This window comes from Akkermansia sp. NBRC 115031, assembly GCF_030268505.1.
Taxonomy (GTDB): Bacteria; Verrucomicrobiota; Verrucomicrobiia; order Verrucomicrobiales; family Akkermansiaceae; genus Akkermansia; species Akkermansia massiliensis.
On sequence record NZ_BSQU01000006.1, the window covers coordinates 150,917 to 170,785 of the forward strand.

The window sequence follows — 19,869 nt, forward strand, 5'->3', positions numbered from 1 at the left end:
ACAGCCGCAAAACCCAATCCAAGAACAAATTCCAAATCAATGACTCCGAGACTTCCTCTCCCCCTCCTCGCCGCCCTGCTCCTGTCACAGGCCGTGCCCCATGCAGCCGCTTCCAGCCCCATTTCCTGGGATGACCTCGTTCGGGACTGGCAGGACGAGTCCATCACTGAAACGGTACTTGACCTGAGCGGGGACGGTTCCGTTGCAGAGGTAACAAGCAACGGGGGCGCCGTCACCGTCTCCCAGGGAACTTCCCTGGCGCTGAATGGAGGCCACCACACCATCTCCTCCACCAAGCAGAGCGCCCAGGTTTTCACCAGCAGGGCGTTTGACAACCGCGGCACACTGGAAATCAGCGACTGCACCATCACCGGCAATTTCAATACCGCCGTGAGCTGGTTTTCCTCTTCCTCCGGCGGCTCCATCGCCAACGGTGAGAACGCCAGGCTGATTCTTTCCGGATGTTCCTTTTCCAATAACGGAATGGTTTCCCAGACAGACGGAGAAGGAGGCGCGCTTGCCGGGGCGGCAGGTTCCGTGATGAGTATCCAGGGGTGCGATTTCACCAATAATTACGTCTCCTTCCATGAACCGTGTCTGAACAGCCCCCAGCAGTACGGCGGCGCCATTGCCAGCTTTGGCGCCGTTACCCTGAGCAACTGCCGTTTCTCCGGTAATTACACTTCTTACCTGAATGCCGGGGCCAATGGCATGAGCACGGCGGCGGGAGGCGCCGTCTCCATGGCCACGTACGGGGCGCGCCTGGAAGGGGATGCCCTGGAATTCCACGGGAATTACGCCATGGGCTATGCAGCCTCCGGTGGAGCCGTGAACTTGAATAACAATGCCTCCATCAAGCTTAGCAATGCCGCTTTTACGGGGAATTATGCCTTCTGCACGGCTCATTCCACCAGCGCAGGCCGTGCGTGGGGAGGCGCGCTCAACCTGGAATCCGGGTCCACGGGCACGCTTGTTTCCTGCGTCTTTAACGGCAACCATGTCTCTTCCATGACGGAAACGGCATCAGGAGGGGGAGCCATCCACAATTTTATCGGCTGCACGCTGACGCTGGTGAATTGTTCCTTTTACGATAATTACGCTTCTTCCGCAGATGCGTCCCTGGCGCAGGGGGGAGCCATTGCGAATGAAGGGCGGCTCCGGATTATCGCCAACGGGCGGGACAGCATTTTCCGAGGCAACAGGGACCACGTTCCGGCACTGGGGGGCGGCGGCGCTTCCAATGCCATCTACTCCCTGTTTTCCACCGGCATCGCCCTTTACGCCGGGAACGGCGGCTCCCTGGTCTTTTACGACGGCATCCGGGGGGAGAACGACAGGAACATGTTGACGATCAACAAGCCCGGTGCGGAAGGCTATCCCGTGGACGGAACCGTCTTTTTCAAGGACGGAGCTTCCATTGACGGATTCAACACGGAATTGTACCAGGGAAGCCTGTGCATGGGGGAGGGAACGGCCATCCGTGGCTCGCTGGATGCATGGCAGGGAAGCAGTTTCATCGTTGAAGGCTTTACGACGATGGACGGCCAGTACAGCGTGCATGCCGTGAAGCCGGGTGCCGCCCATACCGTGCTCGTCAGGATGACCGATTCCATGGCGGCGGCCACGGAAGAGAATCCCGTATGGAATTTTACGGAAGGTTCCTCCATCGCCGCCTTTGCGGGTTCCCTGGAGTTCGTTCTGGACGTCAGCCGCCTCAGCATTCCCTATGATGAATTGCACCCCTTCATTTTTTCCCATGAGGGGCAGACGCAGGAGCTGATGGACAGCGTCAACGGAGCCAAAAGCGTGCGGCTGGTGGATGCCGACGGGTGGAGCTACAGCGTGGACGGTTCCTTTTTCGATTACCTTTCCGGACAGAATAGAGGCCTTGTTCCTTCCGGACCGGACACGGGGGGCTGGCGGCCCCCGTCCGGCGTGGGAGGCGTGCAGGGCAATTCCCAGTGGACCGCCGTGCGCAGCCTCCGCAGTTTTGCAGAGGCCGCCAGAACCAGGGAGGGAGAACGGCTGAAGCCGGACGGGCGCGCGGCTTTCTGGATCACGGCCACGGGGGATTATTTCACCCAGGCCTCCCAGGCCGCGGCGGAAGGCTACCGCTTCCGCTCCCACGGGTATTCCGTGGGCGGGAGTTACGATCTTTCCCCGGTCTGGACGGCGGGGGGCGCCTTCGGCCAGAGCTTCGGGACGAACGATGTGAACAATGACCTGGGCAGCTTTGACCAGGACGCCGTCATGGCCCTTCTCCAACTGGCGCGGTCCGTGCAGGTGAACGCGGAAGATTCCCTGCTTCTGGGCGTGCAGGGGGGCTATGGCACCGCCCGCAGCAAGGGGGGCGTTATTTCCCCGGACCTGGCCGGAGACCGCCTGGAAAGCTCATGGAAGGACAGAACCTGGCTGCTCGACGTACAGGGAGCATGGACAAGGAGGCTGAACCGGAAAACGCGGCTGGGCCTTTATTCCGGCCTCCAGTACGCGGGGAGCATTCAAAGCGCCTCCACCGCCGCAGGGGAACGCCATGCCTACCATCTGGAAGACAGCTCTGCGAATGTCCTGCGCGGCCGCCTGGGGGTGGAGTTCCACCGGAACGGCTCCCTGCTGGGACGGGAAGCGGCAGGCTACATCCGCACGGGAATCGCGCACGATCTGGACCGGAAAACGCCGCATGTTTCCGTACGTGGAACCTCCCGCTCCTGGACGGCCATGGCCGTCAACCCTGGCCGTACCGTCCTGGAGGCTTCCGCCGGATTCCATGTCAGCCTGTCCGGCAACTGGAGCGCGGGCGTGGATTACAGTCTGGAAGCCGGCAACCGGCAGCTGAACCAGAGCGGAAGAGCAGGCGTTATGATGGAATTTTAAGTGTCTTCAGCCACATGTTCTCCGGCACCGTCCCCTCTCCGGAACGGTGCCGTTTTTTTGCCGTTTTCCCCATCACCAGGCCGTTTCCATTCACGGCATCGGGCGGCGCATGTCCCGACGCAGCTCAACAAAAGCAAGCCTTGCCCGCTCTATTCCTTCATCAGACTTTTTTCGTATGAATATAACCATCAAACGAATTTATGACCCGAAGGAAACCGGAGACGGCTACCGCGTGCTGGTGGACCGTCTCTGGCCCCGCGGGATTTCCAAGGAAAAGGCTTCCTGGGATGAATGGCTGAAAAATGTGGCTCCGTCCACGGCGCTCCGCCAGTGGTTTGCGCATGATCCGGCCAAATGGGACGCCTTCCGCCGGAAGTATGACGAGGAACTGGACGGGAACAAGGAGGCCGTTTCCCATCTGCTCCAGCTCGCGCGGAAAGGGAAGCTTACATTGCTGTACTCCGCCAGAAATACGGAGCACAATGAAGCGGCGGCCCTGAGGGATTATCTTATGCAGCGGTCTTCTTCATAAACGGGGGCGCATTTTTGCACAAGAGCCAGGCGCAAGGCCCCAATGCTGTTACAGGGACCTATGATATGGCCGGATTTCTTCTCTCGTTCATGAACAGGCGAAGAAAATGGAAAGGAGGTGAAACAACATGGCAAGTAGTTCCCACATGGGTGGAAATCACAAAAGCGGTTCTTCCAAGAAGCGCTCCGAAACCACCACGAACAAAACCGGGCAGCGCGTCAAGCGCGATGCTTCAACCGGGCAGTTTATGAGCGATAAAGGCTCAAGCTCCAAGGAAAAACATTAATTCCCCGTGAGCTCTCTGCTTAATTCAGGTTCCGGACTTGGTCCGGAACCTTTTTTTATCCCTGTCCGCTCCGGAAAAAGCGAAAGAGCGCACCCCGTCAGAGCAGGTCCAATTCTTCAAACGCACGAAGGCCGAGGGCCCCGGGCTCCTTCCGGTCCCCGCGGACCACCACGGCAAAAGGTTCTTCCCTGCCCGGCACGTAGTACGCCGCACGCAGGACCAGTTCATGCCCTTCCAAACGGGCGTAAACGCCCACGGGCGTGGAACAGCTCGCTCCCAGGCGCACCAGGAAGGCGCGTTCCGCCAGAGCGCAGGCGAAGGCTTCCGGATCGCTGACTCCTGCCAGCATTTCCATCGTCTCCCGGTCGGAAGAGCGGCATTCCATGCCCACGATGCCCTGCCCCACGGCGGGAATGAAGGCTTCCACCGGCAGGGGGCGCATGTAGAGCTTCCTCCCCTCCACGAGGGTTTCCGGCGCATACAGCCCCAGGCGTTCCAGTCCGGCCCTGGCCAGAATTACGGCGTCCCAGCCGGGATGCTCCGCCAGCTTCGCCAGGCGCGTGGGCACGTTGCCCCGCAGGTCTTCAAACCGGAGGCCGGAACCCCAGTACGTGCGCGCCATCAGGCGGCGGCGCACGCTTCCGGTAGCCAGCGTGCCGAAGCCGTTCCAGTCCGGCTCCCTCGTAATAAGCACGTCTTCTACGGCGGCGCGGGGCAGCACGGCGGCCAGCGTGAAACCGGGGGCCAGCTCGCTGGGCACGTCCTTGAGGCTGTGCACCGCCACGTCAATGCGGCCTTCCAGGAGGGCGGTTTCCAGTTCCTTGATGAAGATTCCTTTGTCCACGATGCCGGAAACGCGGGCCACGTCCGCCAGCGGCACGTCCGTGCGGCGGTCCCCGGTGGTATGGATGATTTCCCGGCGCACGTCCAGTTCCGGATAACGGAGGGAGAGAGCGGCCCGGACCATGTCCGCCTGGGCCAGCGCCAGGGCGCTCCCGCGGGTGCCGATGATGAGGGTGTTTTTACTGGTCATAAAGCGCGGAGTCCGGAAAGTATTTGGAGATGTTGTCCTGGATGATGGCCTCGCACCGGGAGACTTCCTGCTCCCGGCTGCGCTTGGCTTCATCCGCCAGCTGGGTGAGGGTGTCGATATCGTAGAGGTACACCTCGTCAATATCCGCCACGTCCGGAGAGATGTTGCGCGGCACGGAGATGTCAATCAGGAAGAGGGAGCGGTACTTGCGGGGCGCGCGCAGCGGCAGCAGCGTCTCCCGGGTGATGATGCAGTGGGGGGCGGCGGTGGCGGCCACCACCACGTCAATGTCCCTGAGGTAGTCCCCCCACACGTCGTACCGGATGGCCTGGCCGCCGATCATGCCCGCCAGTTCCACCGCCCGGTCAAAGGAACGGTTGGCTACATAGATGCCCTCCGCCCCGCGGGCGTGCAGGGCGCGGCCCGTGACGCGGCTCATCTCCCCGGCTCCCAGGATGAGGACGCGGGTGCCGGAAAGGTCGCCGAAGATTTGTTCCGCCAGCTCCACGGCCACAGACCCCACGGAGGTGGCTCCGGCGTGAATCTGGCTGTCCGTCCGCACCCTCTTGCCGATGGTGAAGGCTTTCTGGAAGGTCTTGTTGGCGCAGGCCGCGGTCACTCCGGCGTCCAGCGCCATCTGGTAGGCCGTCTTCACCTGCCCGAAGATTTCCGTTTCCCCCAGCACCATGGAGTCCAGCCCGCTCAGGACGCGGCACAGGTGCTCCAGGGCATCCGCCCCCAGATGGCTGTAAAAGTGGGAGGCCATGTCCACGTTCCCGCGGCCCGCTCCCAGGAAGTGGGACAGGATGTGTTCCTGCGCGCTTTCCGGCCTGTCAGACCAGTAGTAGATTTCCATGCGGTTGCAGGTGGAAAGCACTACGCACTGGTCCACGTCCGGCAGGGAGCGGATGCGCCGCCCCTCCTCCTGGAGCCTGTGGGACGGCACGGCAAAGCGCTCCCGTATTTCCACGGGAGCGGTCCGGTGATTCAAGCCTAAACAAACCATTCTCATCAGCTTACCAGGAAAATGCTCATGGATGCAATAAAGAGGGCCACACAGCAGTAGGCCAGGGCGCGCCCCGGCATGCCGCGGCGGTAGATGAACCACAGCAGAATGCTGTAGCCCAGCGTCAGCAGAATGACGATGGAGGTTTTGGCCCCGTTGATGGGGAGATGCCTCTGCCAGCCGAGCCATTCCCCGGCCAGAAGCAGGAGGAACGCCACCAGAACCAGGCGCTTCATGCTGGCTTCCAGCGTGCGGATAGGGGGCAGAAGACGGCAGGTGCCGGGTATCTGCCGCCTTTTGAGGCATTCGTTCTGCATGCAGAACGCCACGCCCGCAGCGGCGGCCAGGCCTCCGGCTCCGTAGGACATCATGGCTACGCCCACGTGCGCCGTCACCCAGAAGTCATGCGTGCCCTGCACATCCGCGCCGTACAGGCCGATCAGCAGGGAAAGAGCCGTCAGCACGGCAATGGCCGGAGCGGTGAAGATGCCCAGCACGGACATGCGGTAGGCGCGCCCCAGAAGAAGATAAAAGAGGTTGATGGTCCAGGAGAGGAAGAAGAGCACCTCCGACGCGCCGCGGATGGGGCACATCCCCGTCTGGTATGCCTTGACGCAAAGCGCCCCCGTCTGGAGCGCAAAGAGGCACGCCATCCAGAGGTGGGCGTATAAAAACCGGCGGCCGGAGGCCAGCAGGCGCCAGCCAAGCCCCGTAAAAGCCAGGGACAGGACGAGAGATGCAATGGCCCACCAGTTGTCGTTCATAAGTCCTGTACGGAAAGCAGCTCAGGAACGCAGGTCGCGTTCAATGACGGCATACGCCTGGTGGTTGTGGATGGATTCAAAGTTTTCCGCCTCCACCCGGTACCAGCTGAAAGCGGAGTGGCTCTGCGTTTTCAGCACCACGTTGCGCACCAGGTCTTCCACAAAGACGGGGTTTTCATAAGCCTTTTCCGTCACCCATTTTTCATCCGGCCTTTTCAGCACGCTGTACAGGGAACAGCTGGCGCAGGATTCCACCAGGTCAATCAGGTCTTCAATCCAGACGGGCCGGGAGGCGAAGCGCACGGAGTAGGTGACCAGCCCGCGCTGGTTGTGGGCCCCATAGGCGCTCATGGCCTTGGAACAGGGGCAGAGCGTCGTCACCGGGACGACCACCGTCAGCTTGAAGTCCGCCAGCTTGTTGTCCGCTTCCGCCTCCATCTCAAACCGGACCACGTAGTCCATGAGCCCTTCAATTCCGGTTACGGGGGCGTTTTTGGCGCGGAAGAACGGAAACTCCATTTCCACATGGGAGCGGCGCGCGGACAGGCGGCGGAGCAGTTCCCGGGGAATGGCCAGGGCCGTATGCACGTCCAGCAGGGGGCCGTGCTGGTGCAGGGCCTCCACAAAGCGGCTCATGTGCGTGCCCTTGAATTCCTCCGGCAGGTCCACCGCCAGGGAAACCGTCGCCACGGTGGACTGGATGCGGTTGAGCTTGTCCTGGATCTGGATGGGAAAGCGCAGCCCCTTGACGCCCACCCGGTCAATGGAGATATTGCGCGTATCCGTCTCGGACTGGGTATCTTTCAGTTCCTGCATGCGGAAGGAGGATGTTGGCTGGAAATAAAGCGGGAGTCTGCCCTGTTACCGGACAAACTCCCGCCTGCAAAGACAATTTCTACCGAAAGAGATTTCCTTGGGGCTTGTTACGGCAGAAGGTTGATGGAACGGGCCCGCTTGATTTCACGGGTCACCTTGCGGTGCATCTTGGCGGACAGCCCGGTCACGCGGCGGGGAAGAATCTTGCCGGTTTCAGAGGTGAACTTGGACAGGAAATCGGGGTTGAGCAGATCGACCTGATCCATCGGGATGTCGAGACGGCGGCGCGGCATCTGGCGATTGCACGTGCGGAAACGAATACGACGTTCTACAGTCTTGGGTTCAGTGGACATAGTAATAAAGATAATCGATGAGCTGGACCGCGGCTAACGCATTTCACGATGAAGCGTGCGGCGCTTCAGGAAAGGATTGTACTTAACCTTTTCCAGGCGGCCGGGGGTACGCAGGCTCTTCTTGTTGCGCGTGGTGACGTAGCGGGACGTAGGCTTTCCTTCGGCTTTAGCCTCGGTGCATTCGAGGATGATGATGTCTCTTGGCATGATGAAAATGTGTTACGGGGGAGGATTTATACACTATTCTTCGTCATCGTCAAGAGAAACAGATAAATCTACATCATTTTGTCCTCCCGCAAAGCCCAGGGCCACTCTGGGGCGGAACCGGGCGTTCTGCCCTTTTTCCTTTTCCCACTGGGCCTGGCATTCCACCGTGAGCCGCGCGAAGGGAATGGCCTCCAGCCGCAGGATGGGAATGACCTTGTATGACATTTCACAGATGCCGTACGTTCCGTTGTCAATGCGGGCGAGCGCCTGTTCAATCTCATACAGGCCGTCCTGTTCCTTGGAAAGCAGGCTGAGCGCAAAGTCGCGGTCATAGGCGTCGCTCCCGGCATCCGCCTGGTGTTCTCCGGAGCCGGAGGCTTCACTGCCTTCCGGATGGTTCCGGAGGGTGTCGCGGGCCACGCCGCTCATGTTGTCCAGGGCCCTGTCGCGCAGGTCCATCAGGTGCTGGCGCTGCATCTGCACAAAGGGTTCCCATTCCGGATTGGCGGCCAGTTCAGCCTTGGCGGCGGCGATGGCTTCCGTCTGCTCATCCGTCAATTCATTCTTTGCGGCAGCGGGAGCCGGGGCGGCGGGGGAGGAAGCGGTTTTTCTGGCCGGGGCCTTCCGGGCCGTTTTCAGTTCCGTCTTCTTTTCCACAGCAGCCGCGGGGGCAGCGGCCTTTTTGGCGGGCTTGGCGGCTTTTTCCGGTTCAGCGGCCTTTTTCCTGCAGCACTTTTTCCTGGCCGGAGCCTCCTGCTCTACAGCGGTCTTGCAGGCGGACTTCCCGCAGGTCTTTTTCTTGGGGGCCGGAGCTTCCTTGGCGACGGTCTTGCTATCGGTTTTCTTGGGAGTAGGCATAGGAGGTGTCTCTATGGGCTGAGGTTGACGATGTTTCACGAACAGCGGGCGAGACCGCCCAACTGACTAGACTATGAGACACTACAAGCGCTCAAATGTTCATTCAAGAAAATTCAGCTATGAAACAAGTCATTTTTCCCGCTGCCCCGCCTGCCGTTTTTTTAACGGAAGCATACTTCTTTTAACCTTTTCAACGCCCGGCAAAATTCTATATTGGTACCATATGACAGCTTCAACCATTCCCTCCATCGGCATTGACTTCGGGGGCACCTCCATCAAGCTGGGGGTCGTCAAAGGCACGGAAGTGATCGCGCACGCGCCTTCCATCGCCACCCAGGAATACGGCAATCCCGACCAACTGATTGAAGCCATCGCCCAGTTCGTGAACATGCTGCGGCTGAACCATCCGGAGGTGCAGGCCATCGGCATGGGGATGCCCGGCTTCGTCAATTTTTATCAGGGCACCGTTTATACGCTCACCAACGTGCCCGGCTGGAACAACGTTCCGGTAAGGGACATGCTCCAGGCCGCCTGCGGACTGCCCGTGTACGTGGAGAACGACGCCAACTGCATGGCCTACGCGGAGTGGAAGCTGGGAGCCGGAAAGGGGAAAAGGCACCTGGTCTGCCTGACCCTGGGCACCGGCGTGGGCAGCGGACTCATCGTGAACGGGGAGCTCCTGCGCGGGGCCACCTGCTCCGCCGGGGAACTGGGCCAGACCAGCATCGACTACCGGGGGCGGCTGGGCCATTACGGCAACCGCGGTTCCCTGGAGGATTACGTGGGCAACCGGGAAATAGCGGCGGACGCCCGCACCCTGTACGCCAGCCACGGCGTTGACAAGGCCATTGTGGACTGCAACCCCATCGCCCTGGAACGGGCCGCGCTGGCGGGGGACGAAGTAGCCGCGCAGGTCTGGCGCGACCTGGCCGTAAAGCTTTCCTGCGCGCTGATGAACTGCTGCTACCTCCTGAACCCGGAGGCCATCATCATCGGCGGCGGCGTGGCCAAGGCCAAGACCCTGCTCTTCCAGCCCCTTCAGGAGATCATGAAGACCCAGCTTGCCGCTCCGCTGGTGGAGCATCTTGAAATCCTCCCCGCCCAGTTCGGCACGGAGGCGGGTATCCTGGGGTCCGCCCATCTGGCGCTCAACACCCATTTCGGCGAAACGTTCCGGGCCTGATCTCGTGTCCATCTCCCAAATACTGAGGCTCACCCGCAAGCTGGAGCTGACAGCGGAACAGGAGCAGGATTTTCTGGACGCCATGCAGGCAGGGGACCGTTCCAGAAGCGCGCTGGTCATCACTCCGAAAGCTCCGGAAGGCTACCTGCCGCCCCTGCCGGCGGAGAAAACGCCGCGGGACTGGGGCCACCCTTCCATCCTGGCGATCCCGACGGGAGAGGCGGAGGCCAGACCCGGCTCCCTGCCGGACTACGAACGCGGCTATTACTATCCCCTGGACCTCTCTTCCGTCTGGGAGACGGCTCCGCTGGCGCATCTGCCGTTCCGGCCGGAACGCTGCCTGGACATGTGCGCGGCTCCCGGCGGGAAAAGCATTCTGGCCCAGACGCGGACCGCCCCGCGGGAGCACGTCTCCAACGAGGTGCACCCGAAGCGCCTGGGCATTCTGCGCCACAACCTGCTGCGCTGCGGCTTCACCGGCGTATATACCCAGCGTCTGCGCCCGGACCAGTGGGCGGAGCTGGCCCCGGGCTGCTTTGACCTCATTCTGGCGGACGCCCCGTGCAGCGGTCAATCCCTGCTGGCCAAGGGCATTCCCAACCCCGGCTGCTTCAACCCCTCCGTCACCGGGGGCAACGCCAAGCGGCAACGGGGCATTCTGCTGGCGGCCCTACAGTGCCTGGCGCCCGGAGGCTATCTGCTGTACACCACATGCACTTACGCCCCGGAGGAGAACGAACGGAACGTCCTGTACCTGCTGAAACGCTGTCCGGACCTGCGGACCGCAGCCGTGCCGGAGCTGGAGCCTTTCCGTTCCGCCCTGACTCAGGAGGCCTGCTACCGGCTCATGCCTTTTCACGGCGCGGGCGCAGGCGGCTTCACCTGCCTGCTGCGCCGGGAGGGAGAGCATGCGCCCCTGCCTCCCCTGCCGGACGAATTGAAGGCCTGGCCCATCCATGCCATGAACCGACCAACACCATGAAGATAGGCGTTTTTTCCGACATGCACGACCGCACGGACCACCTGGAGCCTGCGATGCGCCAGATGCGCCTGCTGGACTGCGGACATTTCATGTTCCTGGGCGACTGCACCACCCCGGAGAGCTTCCAGCGCCTGATTGAACTGACGGGGGGCCTCCCTCTGGACGCCGTTCCGGGCAACAATGACTACGAGCTTGCCATCATGCGCCAACTGGCCGCCTGCTCCCCGGCGACGCGCCTGCACCCGGAACACGTCCTGCTCACCAGGTACGGCATGAAGTTCTCCCTCTCCCACTATCCCAAATACGCCATGCAGGAAGCGCGCAGCGGCAATGTGGACGCCGCCCTGTACGGTCACACCCACCAGGCCGTGCGGGAAATGTACCGCGGGTGCCTGCTGGCCAATCCGGGGGAACTCCAGGGCAGGACCGGCCGCATCGGCTTCGGCATTCTGGACACGGATTCCCGCATCATGAACCTGCATTCTCTGGATTTCAACGCATGATGAACATCCTGGACGTCTGCTGCGCCCTGATTGAACTGCCCTCCGCACAAGGAACCCTTCTCCTGGGGGCAAAAAAGAAAGCGGGGCAGTCCAACGGGCTTCTTTATGAATTCCCCGGCGGAAAGGTGGAACCCGGAGAGAACGCCCGGGACGCCATCATCCGGGAAATACGGGAGGAACTGGGATGCGCCGTCCATCCCGTCCGCATGCTCACCCCCGTCCGGCACCGGGAACGGGAGCGCATCATCCGCCTCATCCCCTTCCTGTGCCGTCTGGAGCCCTGCGCCCTGCCCCGGCCCCTGGAACACGAAAGCCTGGGCTTCTTCTCCGGCCGCATGCTGGAAAAACTGCCCTGGGCTCCCGCAGACCTCCCCGTTTTAAGGCAGTGGATGGAAGAAAACCGCTGACAAAACGGCAGCCCGTTCAGCTTCAACCACTCCGCGGAGGATTGCCTGCGCATGTCTGAAAAGATTCCAAAAACACCTTGGATCATTCCCTTTTCTGGGGTATATAAGGTGGTGGCTGCTGCACTCGTCATTACCTGGCAAAGTGGCCCGAACCGATATTACAACCTAATGGGGGCAGCCCCGACGCAGGGCTGACTATGTCCTATACCGGAAAAGTCAAAACAGCGGCGGAAGTCCCCGCTCTATTGAGGCACGGGAACGTGGCTCACAGCCAGAGACGGTGCAGCGGTGTCTTTCTCTTTCCCTTGCAGCCGGGAACCCCGCCGGGGCCTGTTTTCCCGATGGCCCCCTCTTGAATCCGCACCGGAATCAAAGCATTCCGGCACGGCTGCTTTTATTGCTTTTTCCCGCACCTCTGCGCCCCACGGCATTTCCCGGCAGGAAGCGCACACGCGCTTAAAAGGAACGCATGCGCGCGTTCGCCACCATGGCCTTCAAATATTTCCGGGCCTTCCGCTCCCGCTCCTTCCGGGGCGGCCGGGAGGAACGGCAGAAGGAATGAAGCAGCCTGAACATCAGGTCAAATAAATCGTTCTTGTACATATGGTTGATTGGTTGTTTCCGGATCGTGCGATCCTTCATCTTGTATCCAGCAAGAAGCGTGCCAATTTTTACCCATGGATGAAACACGATGGTTATCAATTCATTCCTGGGACCATTCCGGAAACGGCCTTCCTCCATATTCTTACAAATCCGTAAAAAAGGGACAGTCCATTACGATAATGTAATATTGTTAGTTTATAAATAACAACTGTTAACGAACAAAATAAACCCTTAGACATTTCCGGAAATCATGGTAGGATCACGCCCTGTTGCGAAAAAGTTTTTAACATCTGTGCAACTTTTTCATTATTGCGAAGTATATTATAGTCGTGAAGGGATTCATCAAACTCATCATCGTCATTGCCGTTCTCGGAGGCATCTGGTTCGCCTGGGAACAGTGGAAGGGGAACGAAGCGATCCAGGTGGACTACCAGACAGAGCCTCTTGAGAAGGGGGACCTGATGATCACCATTGACGCGACCGGCGTCACGGAACCGGATGAACTGGTGGACGTGGGCGCCCAGGTCAGCGGCATCATCATGGAGTTCGGCAAGGATCTGGACGGCAAGGTGGTGGATTATTCCAGCCCGGTGAAGGCGGGCCAGATGCTCGCGGAAATCGACAAGCTGCCCGTGCAGCTGGACGTTCAGCGTGCGGAAGCCTCCAAGGCGCAGGCCATCGCCGGAATCGCCCGCGCCAAGGCGGACATCCAGCAGGCCAAGGCCAAGCACCAGCAGGCCAGGCTGGACCGCGAACGCGCGGAAAAGCTGGGGCCAGGGGATGCCCTTTCCAAGTCCAGCTACGACCAGTACATTGCGGATGAAGAGACCGCACGCGCCAACGTGGCCGTGGCGGAAGCCTCCCTGCAGGAAGCGGAAGCCTCCCTGAAACAGGCGGAAGCCGCGCTTAAGAAGGAAATGCGCAACCTGGAATACACCACCATCCAGTCCCCGGTGGACGGCGTGGTGGTCAAGCGCCTAGTCAACATAGGCCAGACGGTGGTTTCCAGCATGAGCGCCTCCAGCCTGTTTTACATTGCCACGGACCTTTCCAAGCTGAAAATCTGGGCCGCCGTGAATGAGGCGGACATCGGCAGCATCCGCAAGGGGCAGGAAGTCCTGTTCACCGTGGACGCCTTCTCCGGCCGCAAATTCAAGGGAACAGTGGACAAGATACGTCTGGACGCCACCATGACCTCCAACGTGGTCACCTACATCGTGGACATTGACGTGCCCAACCCGGACAAGCTCCTCATCCCCTACCTGACGGCAAACGTTCAATTCGTGGTGGAGGACATCCGGGACGCCTTCCTCGTCTCCAACGCCGCGCTCCGCTTCCGTCCGGAAACGGAATTGGTCAGCGCCGAGCAGAAGGCGGCCTTTGAACGGATGCAGCCGGAACTGGCCGCTCCCGCCCAAAACGGCCAGAAGAAAAAAGCCGTGGTCTGGGAACTGCGGGACAATCTTCTTTACCCCCACCTGGTCACCAGGGGGGAAAGCAACGGCATGCTGACGGCCATCACGGGAGAAACGCTCCGGGAAGGCATGGAAATCGTCTCCACGGCGCAGATACTGAACCGCTCCGGCAACTCGGAGGACGGAGCTTCCGCCTCCGCCAGCGGGGAAAATCCGTTCGCGCCCAAGATGCCGCCGCGCCGCAAGCCGAGCACGGGCAACACGAAGGCTCCCTCCGGCAACGGCGGGCCGCCCCCGCCTCCCTGATCCGGGGAAACGCCTCCATCCACCCGCTCAACCATTCCTTTTTACCGCTTCAAGCACTACAACAACGTGATCCGCTTACGTGACATAACCAAGGTGTACCACCTGGGGGAAATAGACCTTCAAGTGCTCAAGGGCATCACCCTGGACATCAAGGAGGGGGAATTCGTCTCCCTCACGGGGGCTTCCGGTTCCGGAAAGTCCACCTTGATGAACATCCTGGGCTGCCTGGACCGCCCCACCTCCGGCCATTACTACATCGCCGGGGAAGACGTAGCCAAATTCAACGCCGCAGAGCGCGCCACGCTCCGGAACAAGCGCATCGGCTTCGTCTTCCAGAACTTCAACCTGCTCTCCCGCACCACCGCCCTGGAAAACGTGATGATGCCCGCCGTGTACGCCCACCCCACCCTCAGCATGAAAGCCATGCGCGAACGTTCGGTGGAGCTGCTGAACCTGGTGGGCCTTTCCGATCGCATGGACCACACCCCGGCCCAGCTCTCCGGCGGCCAGCAGCAGCGCGTAGCCATCGCCCGCTCCCTCATCAACAACCCCAGCATCCTGCTGGCGGACGAACCCACGGGGAACCTGGACTCCACCACCTCCAAGGAAGTGCTGCACATGTTCAAGGACCTGAACCGCCGCCAGGGAATCACGGTCATCCTGGTGACGCACGACCCCAAAATAGCCGCCTTCACGGACCGGGCCATCAACATGGCGGACGGCCTCATCTGCGAAGGGATTTCCGACACGCTAAGCAAGGACGACGTATGAAATTCCTTCCTCTCCTTAAAACCTGCATCAAGGCCCTGGTGCGCAACCCCATGCGCGCGGCGCTCACCATCCTGGGCATCATCATCGGCATTGCAGCGGTGATCGCCATGGTGGAAATCGGCCAGGGGTCCACGCTCCAGATTAAAAACACCATCGCCTCCATGGGGGCGGATACGCTGAACATCCGCCCCGGCGCCATCTCCAAGAGCGGCGTCAATACCGGCGCAGGCGGCCGGGCCTCCCTGACCAACGCGGACTGCGAGGCCATCGCGAAGGACTGCCCCATGGTCCTGCGCGCCACGCCCGTAGTGCGCGCCAGCGGCCAGGTCATTTACGGCAACAAGAACTGGAGCCCGGAAACCGTGGAAGGCGGTTCCGTGGAATACCTGAAAATCAAGAGCTGGTATGACATGGACCGCGGCCAGCCCTTCTCCGAGGAAGACGTGGAGCAGGCCAGGCGCGTGTGCGTCATCGGCCAGACGGTAGCCAGGGAGCTCTTCGGGGATGAAGACCCGCTGGGCAAGGACATCCGCATCAAGAACGTCATGTTCAAGGTCATCGGCATCCTCCAGAAAAAGGGCGCCAACATGATGGGCCGCGACCAGGACGACTCCATCATCCTGCCCTGGACGAGCATCCGCTACCGCCTCCAGGGCCTGGGCGGCGGTTCCGCCTCCACTTCCTCTGGCAAATCCACCACCACCTTCAACCGGGCGGATAAATACACCGCCAATTCCGTGGATTACTACACGGAAACCACGGACCAGCCCTACACGGACGCCCCCCACCCGCGGCGCTTCAACAACATTGACTCCATCATGGCGCAGATTGCGGACCCGGAGCGATCCTCCGAGGCGATCGACCAGATCACGGAAGTCATCCGCGCCAAGCACAACCTCAAGGACGGCCAGCTGGACGACTTCCGGGTATGGGACATGGCTGAAATGTCCCGCGCCATGAGCAGCACCACGGAGGTAATGACCAACCTGCTGATGATCGTGGCCATGATCTCCCTGGTCGTAGGCGGCGTGGGCATCATGAACATCATGCTCGTCTCCGTCACGGAGCGCACCAAGGAAATCGGCCTGCGCATGGCGGTGGGCGCCCGTCCGCAGGACATCATGCGCCAGTTCCTGCTGGAAGCGGTTCTGCTCTGCGTGGTGGGCGGCGCGCTGGGCATCGCGCTCGGCAAGGCCATCTCCATCATCGTCAGCCGCACCATGAACTGGGCCACCGCCTCCTCCCCGGAAGCCATGGCCCTGGCGGTGGGCGTCTCCGTGTTCATCGGCCTGGCCTTCGGATGGTACCCGTCCTGGAAGGCGTCCAAGATGGACCCCATCGACGCCCTGCGACACGAATAACACTTTACTTCTTCCTTTCCCATGTCATCCATGTTCAAACATCTCCCTCTCCTGGCCGCATGCTGCCTGAGCTCCTGCATGGTAGGCCCGGACTTCCGGCCGCCGGCCAACGACCTCCCCGCCGCCTGGGCGGAGAGCAGGCCCCCCCGCAGCTCTGACAAGGACCTGCGCTCCTGGTGGAACATCTTCGGGGACCCCCAGCTCAACCGCCTGGTCTCCACCTCCCTCAACAACAATCCGGACATGAAGGCGGCCCTGCTCCGCATCCGGGAAGCCAGGGAAAGGCTCCGCGTCTCCCAGGCCTCCCTGCTGCCCTCCGCAGACGCCAGCGCCGGCTGGAGCCTGTCCCCGGACCGGGGCTTCCGCAGCTCCACCTCCCAGGACTTCACCCTGGGGGCGTCCACCTCCTGGGAGCTGGACCTCTTCGGCGGCAACCGGCGTTCCATTGAGGCCTACCGCGCCTCCCTCATGTCTACGGAAGCCTCCGCGGGCGCCGTGCGCACGGCCCTGCTGGCGGACGTCGCCACGGCCTACTTTGACTGGATCACCGCCTGCGAACAGCTCCGCATCGCCCGGGAACAGCTGGAAATCCAACGCAACACCCTCACCATTGCGGAAAAACGCTACAAATCGGAATTCGCCCCCCGCCTGGACGTGGAACAGGCCACCTCCACCGTCGCCTCCACGGAAAGCCGCATCCCGGCGCTGGAAGCACAGGTGGCCTCCGCCAAAAACCAGCTCTCCGTGCTGCTGGGCACGTACAACTCCCGCGTGGAGCTGACGCTCCCCAAAGCCTCCGTCTTTGAAAAAACGCCCGTCGTGCCGGTCGGCCTCCCCTCCGAACTCCTGCGGCGCAGGCCCGACGTCATCGCCGCTGAAGCGGACCTGCACGTGGCCGTAGCCAACGTAGGCGTAGCCGTGGCGGACCTGTACCCCCGCTTCAGCCTGACGGGATCCCTCTCCAGCCGCGGCGGGGACTTCGGCCAGCTCTTCCGGGAAAACAACAACGCGTGGTCCCTGGGCGGCAACCTGCTCCAGCCCCTGTTCCAGGGCGGAGCCCTGAGAGCCACGGTGCGCGCCCAGAAAGCCGCGGCGGAACAAGCCGCGGAAACCTACCGCAAGACGCTCATCACCGCCGTCTCCGAGGTGGAGGACGCCCTGATCGCCTACGGCAACTACACCTCCCAGATGCAATACCTGCACAAGGAAAACAACGCCAATAGAGAGGCCTTCCTGCTCTCCCGCACCCTGTACATCAACGGCCAGACGGACTTCCTGAACGTCATCACCGCGCAGCGCTCCTGGCTCAGCTCGGAGGAATCCCTGGTCACCATGAAGCAGAACATCCGCAAGGCCGTCGTCCAGCTCGCCCGCGCCCTGGGCGGAGGGTGGTAAAAGACGGCTTTCCGGAGCCGGACGCGCTTTCTCCGTTAAAACAGCGGCTTCTTCATCTTTAAAACACTTCTTCTCCCTGCGCTCCTCCATGACGGATGGCGCAGGGAGAAGTTTTTTTACCTGCCGGGAGATGCCATGGAACGCCGCGGAAGTACGGAGCGCCCGGGATCCGGGGAAATAGGGTCCATACTTTCTTCCGATCACCAATAATTGCACAGGCCTCCCGGGCATGATGACCCGTTCCCGGCGGCGGAGCTTCAATACAGGATTGAAGGATGACGGGACTACAGGCAGGATAGGGGAGAACCGAACCGGAATCCGGCACACGGGTTCCAACAGAGGCCATCTCACTGAAAACGGAAAATCATCACCACATGAAAACAAACGGCGCCCCCCAGGTAATCTTTAAAACGATAGCTTCACACAGGACGGAATATGAACATCCCATCAAATTGAAAAAGGGGGAAAGCGTTACGCTGGGGGAAAGAGCTCCGGAGGAAAACTGGAAAGACTGGATATGGGCGGAAAACAGTAAAGGGACAGGAGGCTGGGTTCCCGTTCAATTGATTGACTTTCCGGGAGACGGAACGCGGGGAACGGTGCTGGAAGATTACAGCGCCAGGGAATTGGACGTAGACCCGGGGGAAGATATCCTCAAGATCAGGACGCTGAACGGGTGGACGTGGGTCCGGAGAACAAGTGACCGGGAGGAAGGCTGGATACCCAATGAGACCATTGGAGAAGGAGCGGCGCAGGCTCCCGAAAACAACCGTACTTGAAAGAGACGGCGCATACGGAAAATCTCCCTCCTACTCAGGAAGAACGGTTTTTCTTCCTCCGCCCTCCGGTTCTTTCCGGGAGAAAAGTCAGGCCCCCGGCCTCTCCTCCATTTCCTTCATCACTGCGCTGATAAGGTTCCGGGTCTTCACGCCGGGCAGCACGTTCAGGTCCATGCGGTTCATCGCGTAGCCGAAGGAGAGGCCGCGGACCGGGTCCGCAAAGGCGTGGGAGCCGCCCGCCCCGGCGTGCCCGAAGCCGCCGGAACCGAACAGGCGGCGTAGCTTGCGGCCCGTGACGGGATCCGCGGGATCGTGCATGAAGCCGCAGGAAAAGGCAGTGGGCGTTTTCAGGGTCAGGTCCGGGCCGTCAATGACGATGTCCCGCATCCAGCCGCGCACGGCGGACGGGAATATCCGTAGTTCATCCAGCCCCAGGCAGGCCTGGTAGAATTGCGCCATGCCGCGGGCGGAGGCCACGCCACCGAATGCCGGGGCTCCGGACGTCCACGCTTCCGGCGTGTTCATCTGGCGCACGCTGTTCAGGCCTGTCAGGGTGTTGAACGCGCGGTTCACGGGCGTTCCCTTCTTCATGTATTCCTGATAAAACGGCGTGCCCATGTTGGACATGTCCATCTTGCCGGGGTACAAGGTCGCCACCCGGCTGAATTCGGATTCCGGCAGGCGGATGTAAAAGTCCAGGTCCAGCGGCGTACGGATGTATTCCTCCCAGTAACGCCACAGGCGTTCCCCGGTCAGGCGCAGCATGAGTTCATCCAGCATCACGCCGTAGGTATGCGGATGGTAGCCGTGCTCCGGGGGCCGCCACGCCGGAACGGTTTCCTCCAGGGCGCGCACGCAGTCCTCATGGTCAAACACGCTGGCCGTCCGGGAAAAGGCCGCCAGGCCGCACTGGTGGGACATCATCTGCGCGATGGATGCGTAAGGCAGCGGGAATTCCGGCCACAGTTCCCCCATGCTCATCTGCGGTGAGGCTCCCTGCCGGTGCAGGGCCAGCAGCAGGGCGGCGGAAGAGGCTCCCTTGGTAGCGGAGTAAACGGGCACCAGCGAGTGTTCCGTCCACGGGCGCGTTTCATCCGCTACGGCAAACCCGGAATGAAGGGAAACGATTTCCTTTCCGTCCTTCCAGACGGAAACGGAGGCGCCCAGTTCCCCGTAGTCACGGAAGTTCCTTTCAAACGCTTCAACTATCTGACGGTCATTGTTCATCCCCTTAAACACCCCGGCGCTACCTCCGAAGTCCGGGCGGAAGGTTACTCCCCCCGGTCATGTAAAGCAAGCCCCGGCCCTGCCTTGAAAAAGACCCCTGAAACAGAGGGCGGGAGCCCATAGAACGCGGCAGAAGGAAAGTTTTCCGGTACCTTGCATCTTCCACTTCCTCCTGGCGCAGCCTCCTGAGTCCTCCGGGGCCAGCCAC

Annotated in this window: 21 protein-coding genes; 12 read left to right on the forward strand and 9 right to left on the reverse strand. The window is 61.3% G+C overall.

Going from position 1 to position 19,869, the window contains the following annotated elements; translation table 11 throughout:
- Window positions 1-39: 39 nt before the first annotated feature.
- From QSJ36_RS09395 to QSJ36_RS09405, 3 genes are all read left to right on the forward strand, one after another.
- Window positions 40-2,874, forward strand: a complete 2,835-nt coding sequence (locus QSJ36_RS09395) for an autotransporter outer membrane beta-barrel domain-containing protein (protein WP_285468437.1) — start codon at window positions 40-42, stop codon at window positions 2,872-2,874.
- Window positions 2,875-3,049: 175 nt separating this feature from the next.
- Entirely contained in the window at window positions 3,050-3,406 is a 357-nt protein-coding gene (locus QSJ36_RS09400) for a DUF488 domain-containing protein (protein WP_022396987.1), read from the forward strand.
- Between the two features lie 127 nt (window positions 3,407-3,533).
- Entirely contained in the window at window positions 3,534-3,692 is a 159-nt protein-coding gene (locus tag QSJ36_RS09405; RefSeq protein WP_156340775.1) for a hypothetical protein, read from the forward strand.
- A gap of 97 nt (window positions 3,693-3,789) precedes the next feature.
- Here the strand turns inward: QSJ36_RS09405 and hemC are convergent, their stop codons facing one another.
- The 7 genes from hemC to QSJ36_RS09440 all read right to left on the reverse strand — a co-directional run bounded on the left by hemC (window position 3,790) and on the right by QSJ36_RS09440 (window position 8,729).
- Window positions 3,790-4,725: a hydroxymethylbilane synthase gene (gene hemC / locus QSJ36_RS09410; RefSeq protein WP_285468440.1), complete on the reverse strand. Its 936-nt coding sequence runs from the start codon at window positions 4,723-4,725 to the stop codon at window positions 3,790-3,792.
- Window positions 4,715-5,716 carry a glutamyl-tRNA reductase gene (hemA, locus tag QSJ36_RS09415; protein ID WP_240454337.1) on the reverse strand — a complete coding sequence of 334 codons (1,002 nt, stop codon included), beginning with the start codon at window positions 5,714-5,716 and terminating at the stop codon, window positions 4,715-4,717. The genes hemC and hemA overlap by 11 nt, the downstream gene beginning before the upstream one ends.
- Window positions 5,717-5,736: 20 nt before the next feature.
- A complete protein-coding gene (gene ccsA, locus QSJ36_RS09420; RefSeq protein ID WP_022396982.1) occupies window positions 5,737-6,495 on the reverse strand; it encodes a cytochrome c biogenesis protein CcsA in 759 nt (252 codons plus the stop codon).
- Between the two features lie 21 nt (window positions 6,496-6,516).
- Window positions 6,517-7,311 (reverse strand): GTP cyclohydrolase FolE2, encoded by a 795-nt coding sequence (gene folE2 / locus QSJ36_RS09425; RefSeq protein WP_285468443.1) that lies wholly within the window; start codon window positions 7,309-7,311, stop codon window positions 6,517-6,519.
- Between the two features lie 107 nt (window positions 7,312-7,418).
- Window positions 7,419-7,664: a 30S ribosomal protein S18 gene (rpsR, locus tag QSJ36_RS09430; protein WP_022396980.1), complete on the reverse strand. Its 246-nt coding sequence runs from the start codon at window positions 7,662-7,664 to the stop codon at window positions 7,419-7,421.
- Between the two features lie 33 nt (window positions 7,665-7,697).
- Entirely contained in the window at window positions 7,698-7,871 is a 174-nt protein-coding gene (gene rpmG / locus QSJ36_RS09435) for a 50S ribosomal protein L33 (protein ID WP_022396979.1), read from the reverse strand.
- A gap of 33 nt (window positions 7,872-7,904) precedes the next feature.
- Complete coding sequence (locus QSJ36_RS09440; RefSeq protein WP_285468476.1) at window positions 7,905-8,729, reverse strand: TraR/DksA C4-type zinc finger protein; 825 nt, start codon at window positions 8,727-8,729, stop codon at window positions 7,905-7,907.
- A 223-nt stretch (window positions 8,730-8,952) separates the two neighbouring features.
- On the opposite strand from QSJ36_RS09440, the gene QSJ36_RS09445 reads away from it, so the two are divergent.
- From QSJ36_RS09445 to QSJ36_RS09460, 4 genes are read left to right on the forward strand one after another with little or no spacing between them, the layout of a single operon-like run.
- The gene (locus QSJ36_RS09445) at window positions 8,953-9,912 is read left to right on the forward strand and encodes an ROK family protein (protein ID WP_022396977.1); all 960 of its coding nucleotides are present in this window, start codon (window positions 8,953-8,955) and stop codon (window positions 9,910-9,912) included.
- Between the two features lie 4 nt (window positions 9,913-9,916).
- Entirely contained in the window at window positions 9,917-10,894 is a 978-nt protein-coding gene (locus QSJ36_RS09450; RefSeq protein ID WP_285468479.1) for an RsmB/NOP family class I SAM-dependent RNA methyltransferase, read from the forward strand.
- Entirely contained in the window at window positions 10,891-11,397 is a 507-nt protein-coding gene (locus QSJ36_RS09455) for a metallophosphoesterase family protein (RefSeq protein ID WP_285468481.1), read from the forward strand. Before QSJ36_RS09450 ends, QSJ36_RS09455 begins: the two co-directional genes overlap by 4 nt.
- The gene (locus QSJ36_RS09460; protein WP_022396974.1) at window positions 11,394-11,804 is read left to right on the forward strand and encodes an NUDIX domain-containing protein; all 411 of its coding nucleotides are present in this window, start codon (window positions 11,394-11,396) and stop codon (window positions 11,802-11,804) included. The genes QSJ36_RS09455 and QSJ36_RS09460 overlap by 4 nt, the downstream gene beginning before the upstream one ends.
- A gap of 456 nt (window positions 11,805-12,260) precedes the next feature.
- Here the strand turns inward: QSJ36_RS09460 and QSJ36_RS09465 are convergent, their stop codons facing one another.
- Window positions 12,261-12,407 (reverse strand): hypothetical protein, encoded by a 147-nt coding sequence (locus QSJ36_RS09465; RefSeq protein WP_180975132.1) that lies wholly within the window; start codon window positions 12,405-12,407, stop codon window positions 12,261-12,263.
- Window positions 12,408-12,736: 329 nt separating this feature from the next.
- On the opposite strand from QSJ36_RS09465, the gene QSJ36_RS09470 reads away from it, so the two are divergent.
- From QSJ36_RS09470 to QSJ36_RS09490, 5 genes are all read left to right on the forward strand, one after another.
- Window positions 12,737-14,128: an efflux RND transporter periplasmic adaptor subunit gene (locus tag QSJ36_RS09470; RefSeq protein ID WP_285468484.1), complete on the forward strand. Its 1,392-nt coding sequence runs from the start codon at window positions 12,737-12,739 to the stop codon at window positions 14,126-14,128.
- A 66-nt stretch (window positions 14,129-14,194) separates the two neighbouring features.
- Window positions 14,195-14,899: an ABC transporter ATP-binding protein gene (locus QSJ36_RS09475; RefSeq protein ID WP_022396971.1), complete on the forward strand. Its 705-nt coding sequence runs from the start codon at window positions 14,195-14,197 to the stop codon at window positions 14,897-14,899.
- The gene (locus QSJ36_RS09480) at window positions 14,896-16,260 is read left to right on the forward strand and encodes an ABC transporter permease (RefSeq protein WP_022396970.1); all 1,365 of its coding nucleotides are present in this window, start codon (window positions 14,896-14,898) and stop codon (window positions 16,258-16,260) included. The genes QSJ36_RS09475 and QSJ36_RS09480 overlap by 4 nt, the downstream gene beginning before the upstream one ends.
- A 30-nt stretch (window positions 16,261-16,290) precedes the next feature.
- On the forward strand, window positions 16,291-17,655 hold the full coding sequence (locus QSJ36_RS09485) for an efflux transporter outer membrane subunit (RefSeq protein ID WP_180971523.1): 1,365 nt from the start codon (window positions 16,291-16,293) through the stop codon (window positions 17,653-17,655).
- Between the two features lie 374 nt (window positions 17,656-18,029).
- The gene (locus QSJ36_RS09490) at window positions 18,030-18,434 is read left to right on the forward strand and encodes an SH3 domain-containing protein (RefSeq protein WP_285468487.1); all 405 of its coding nucleotides are present in this window, start codon (window positions 18,030-18,032) and stop codon (window positions 18,432-18,434) included.
- A gap of 87 nt (window positions 18,435-18,521) precedes the next feature.
- Here the strand turns inward: QSJ36_RS09490 and QSJ36_RS09495 are convergent, their stop codons facing one another.
- The gene (locus QSJ36_RS09495; protein WP_285468489.1) at window positions 18,522-19,661 is read right to left on the reverse strand and encodes a serine hydrolase domain-containing protein; all 1,140 of its coding nucleotides are present in this window, start codon (window positions 19,659-19,661) and stop codon (window positions 18,522-18,524) included.
- Window positions 19,662-19,869: the final 208 nt, after the last annotated feature.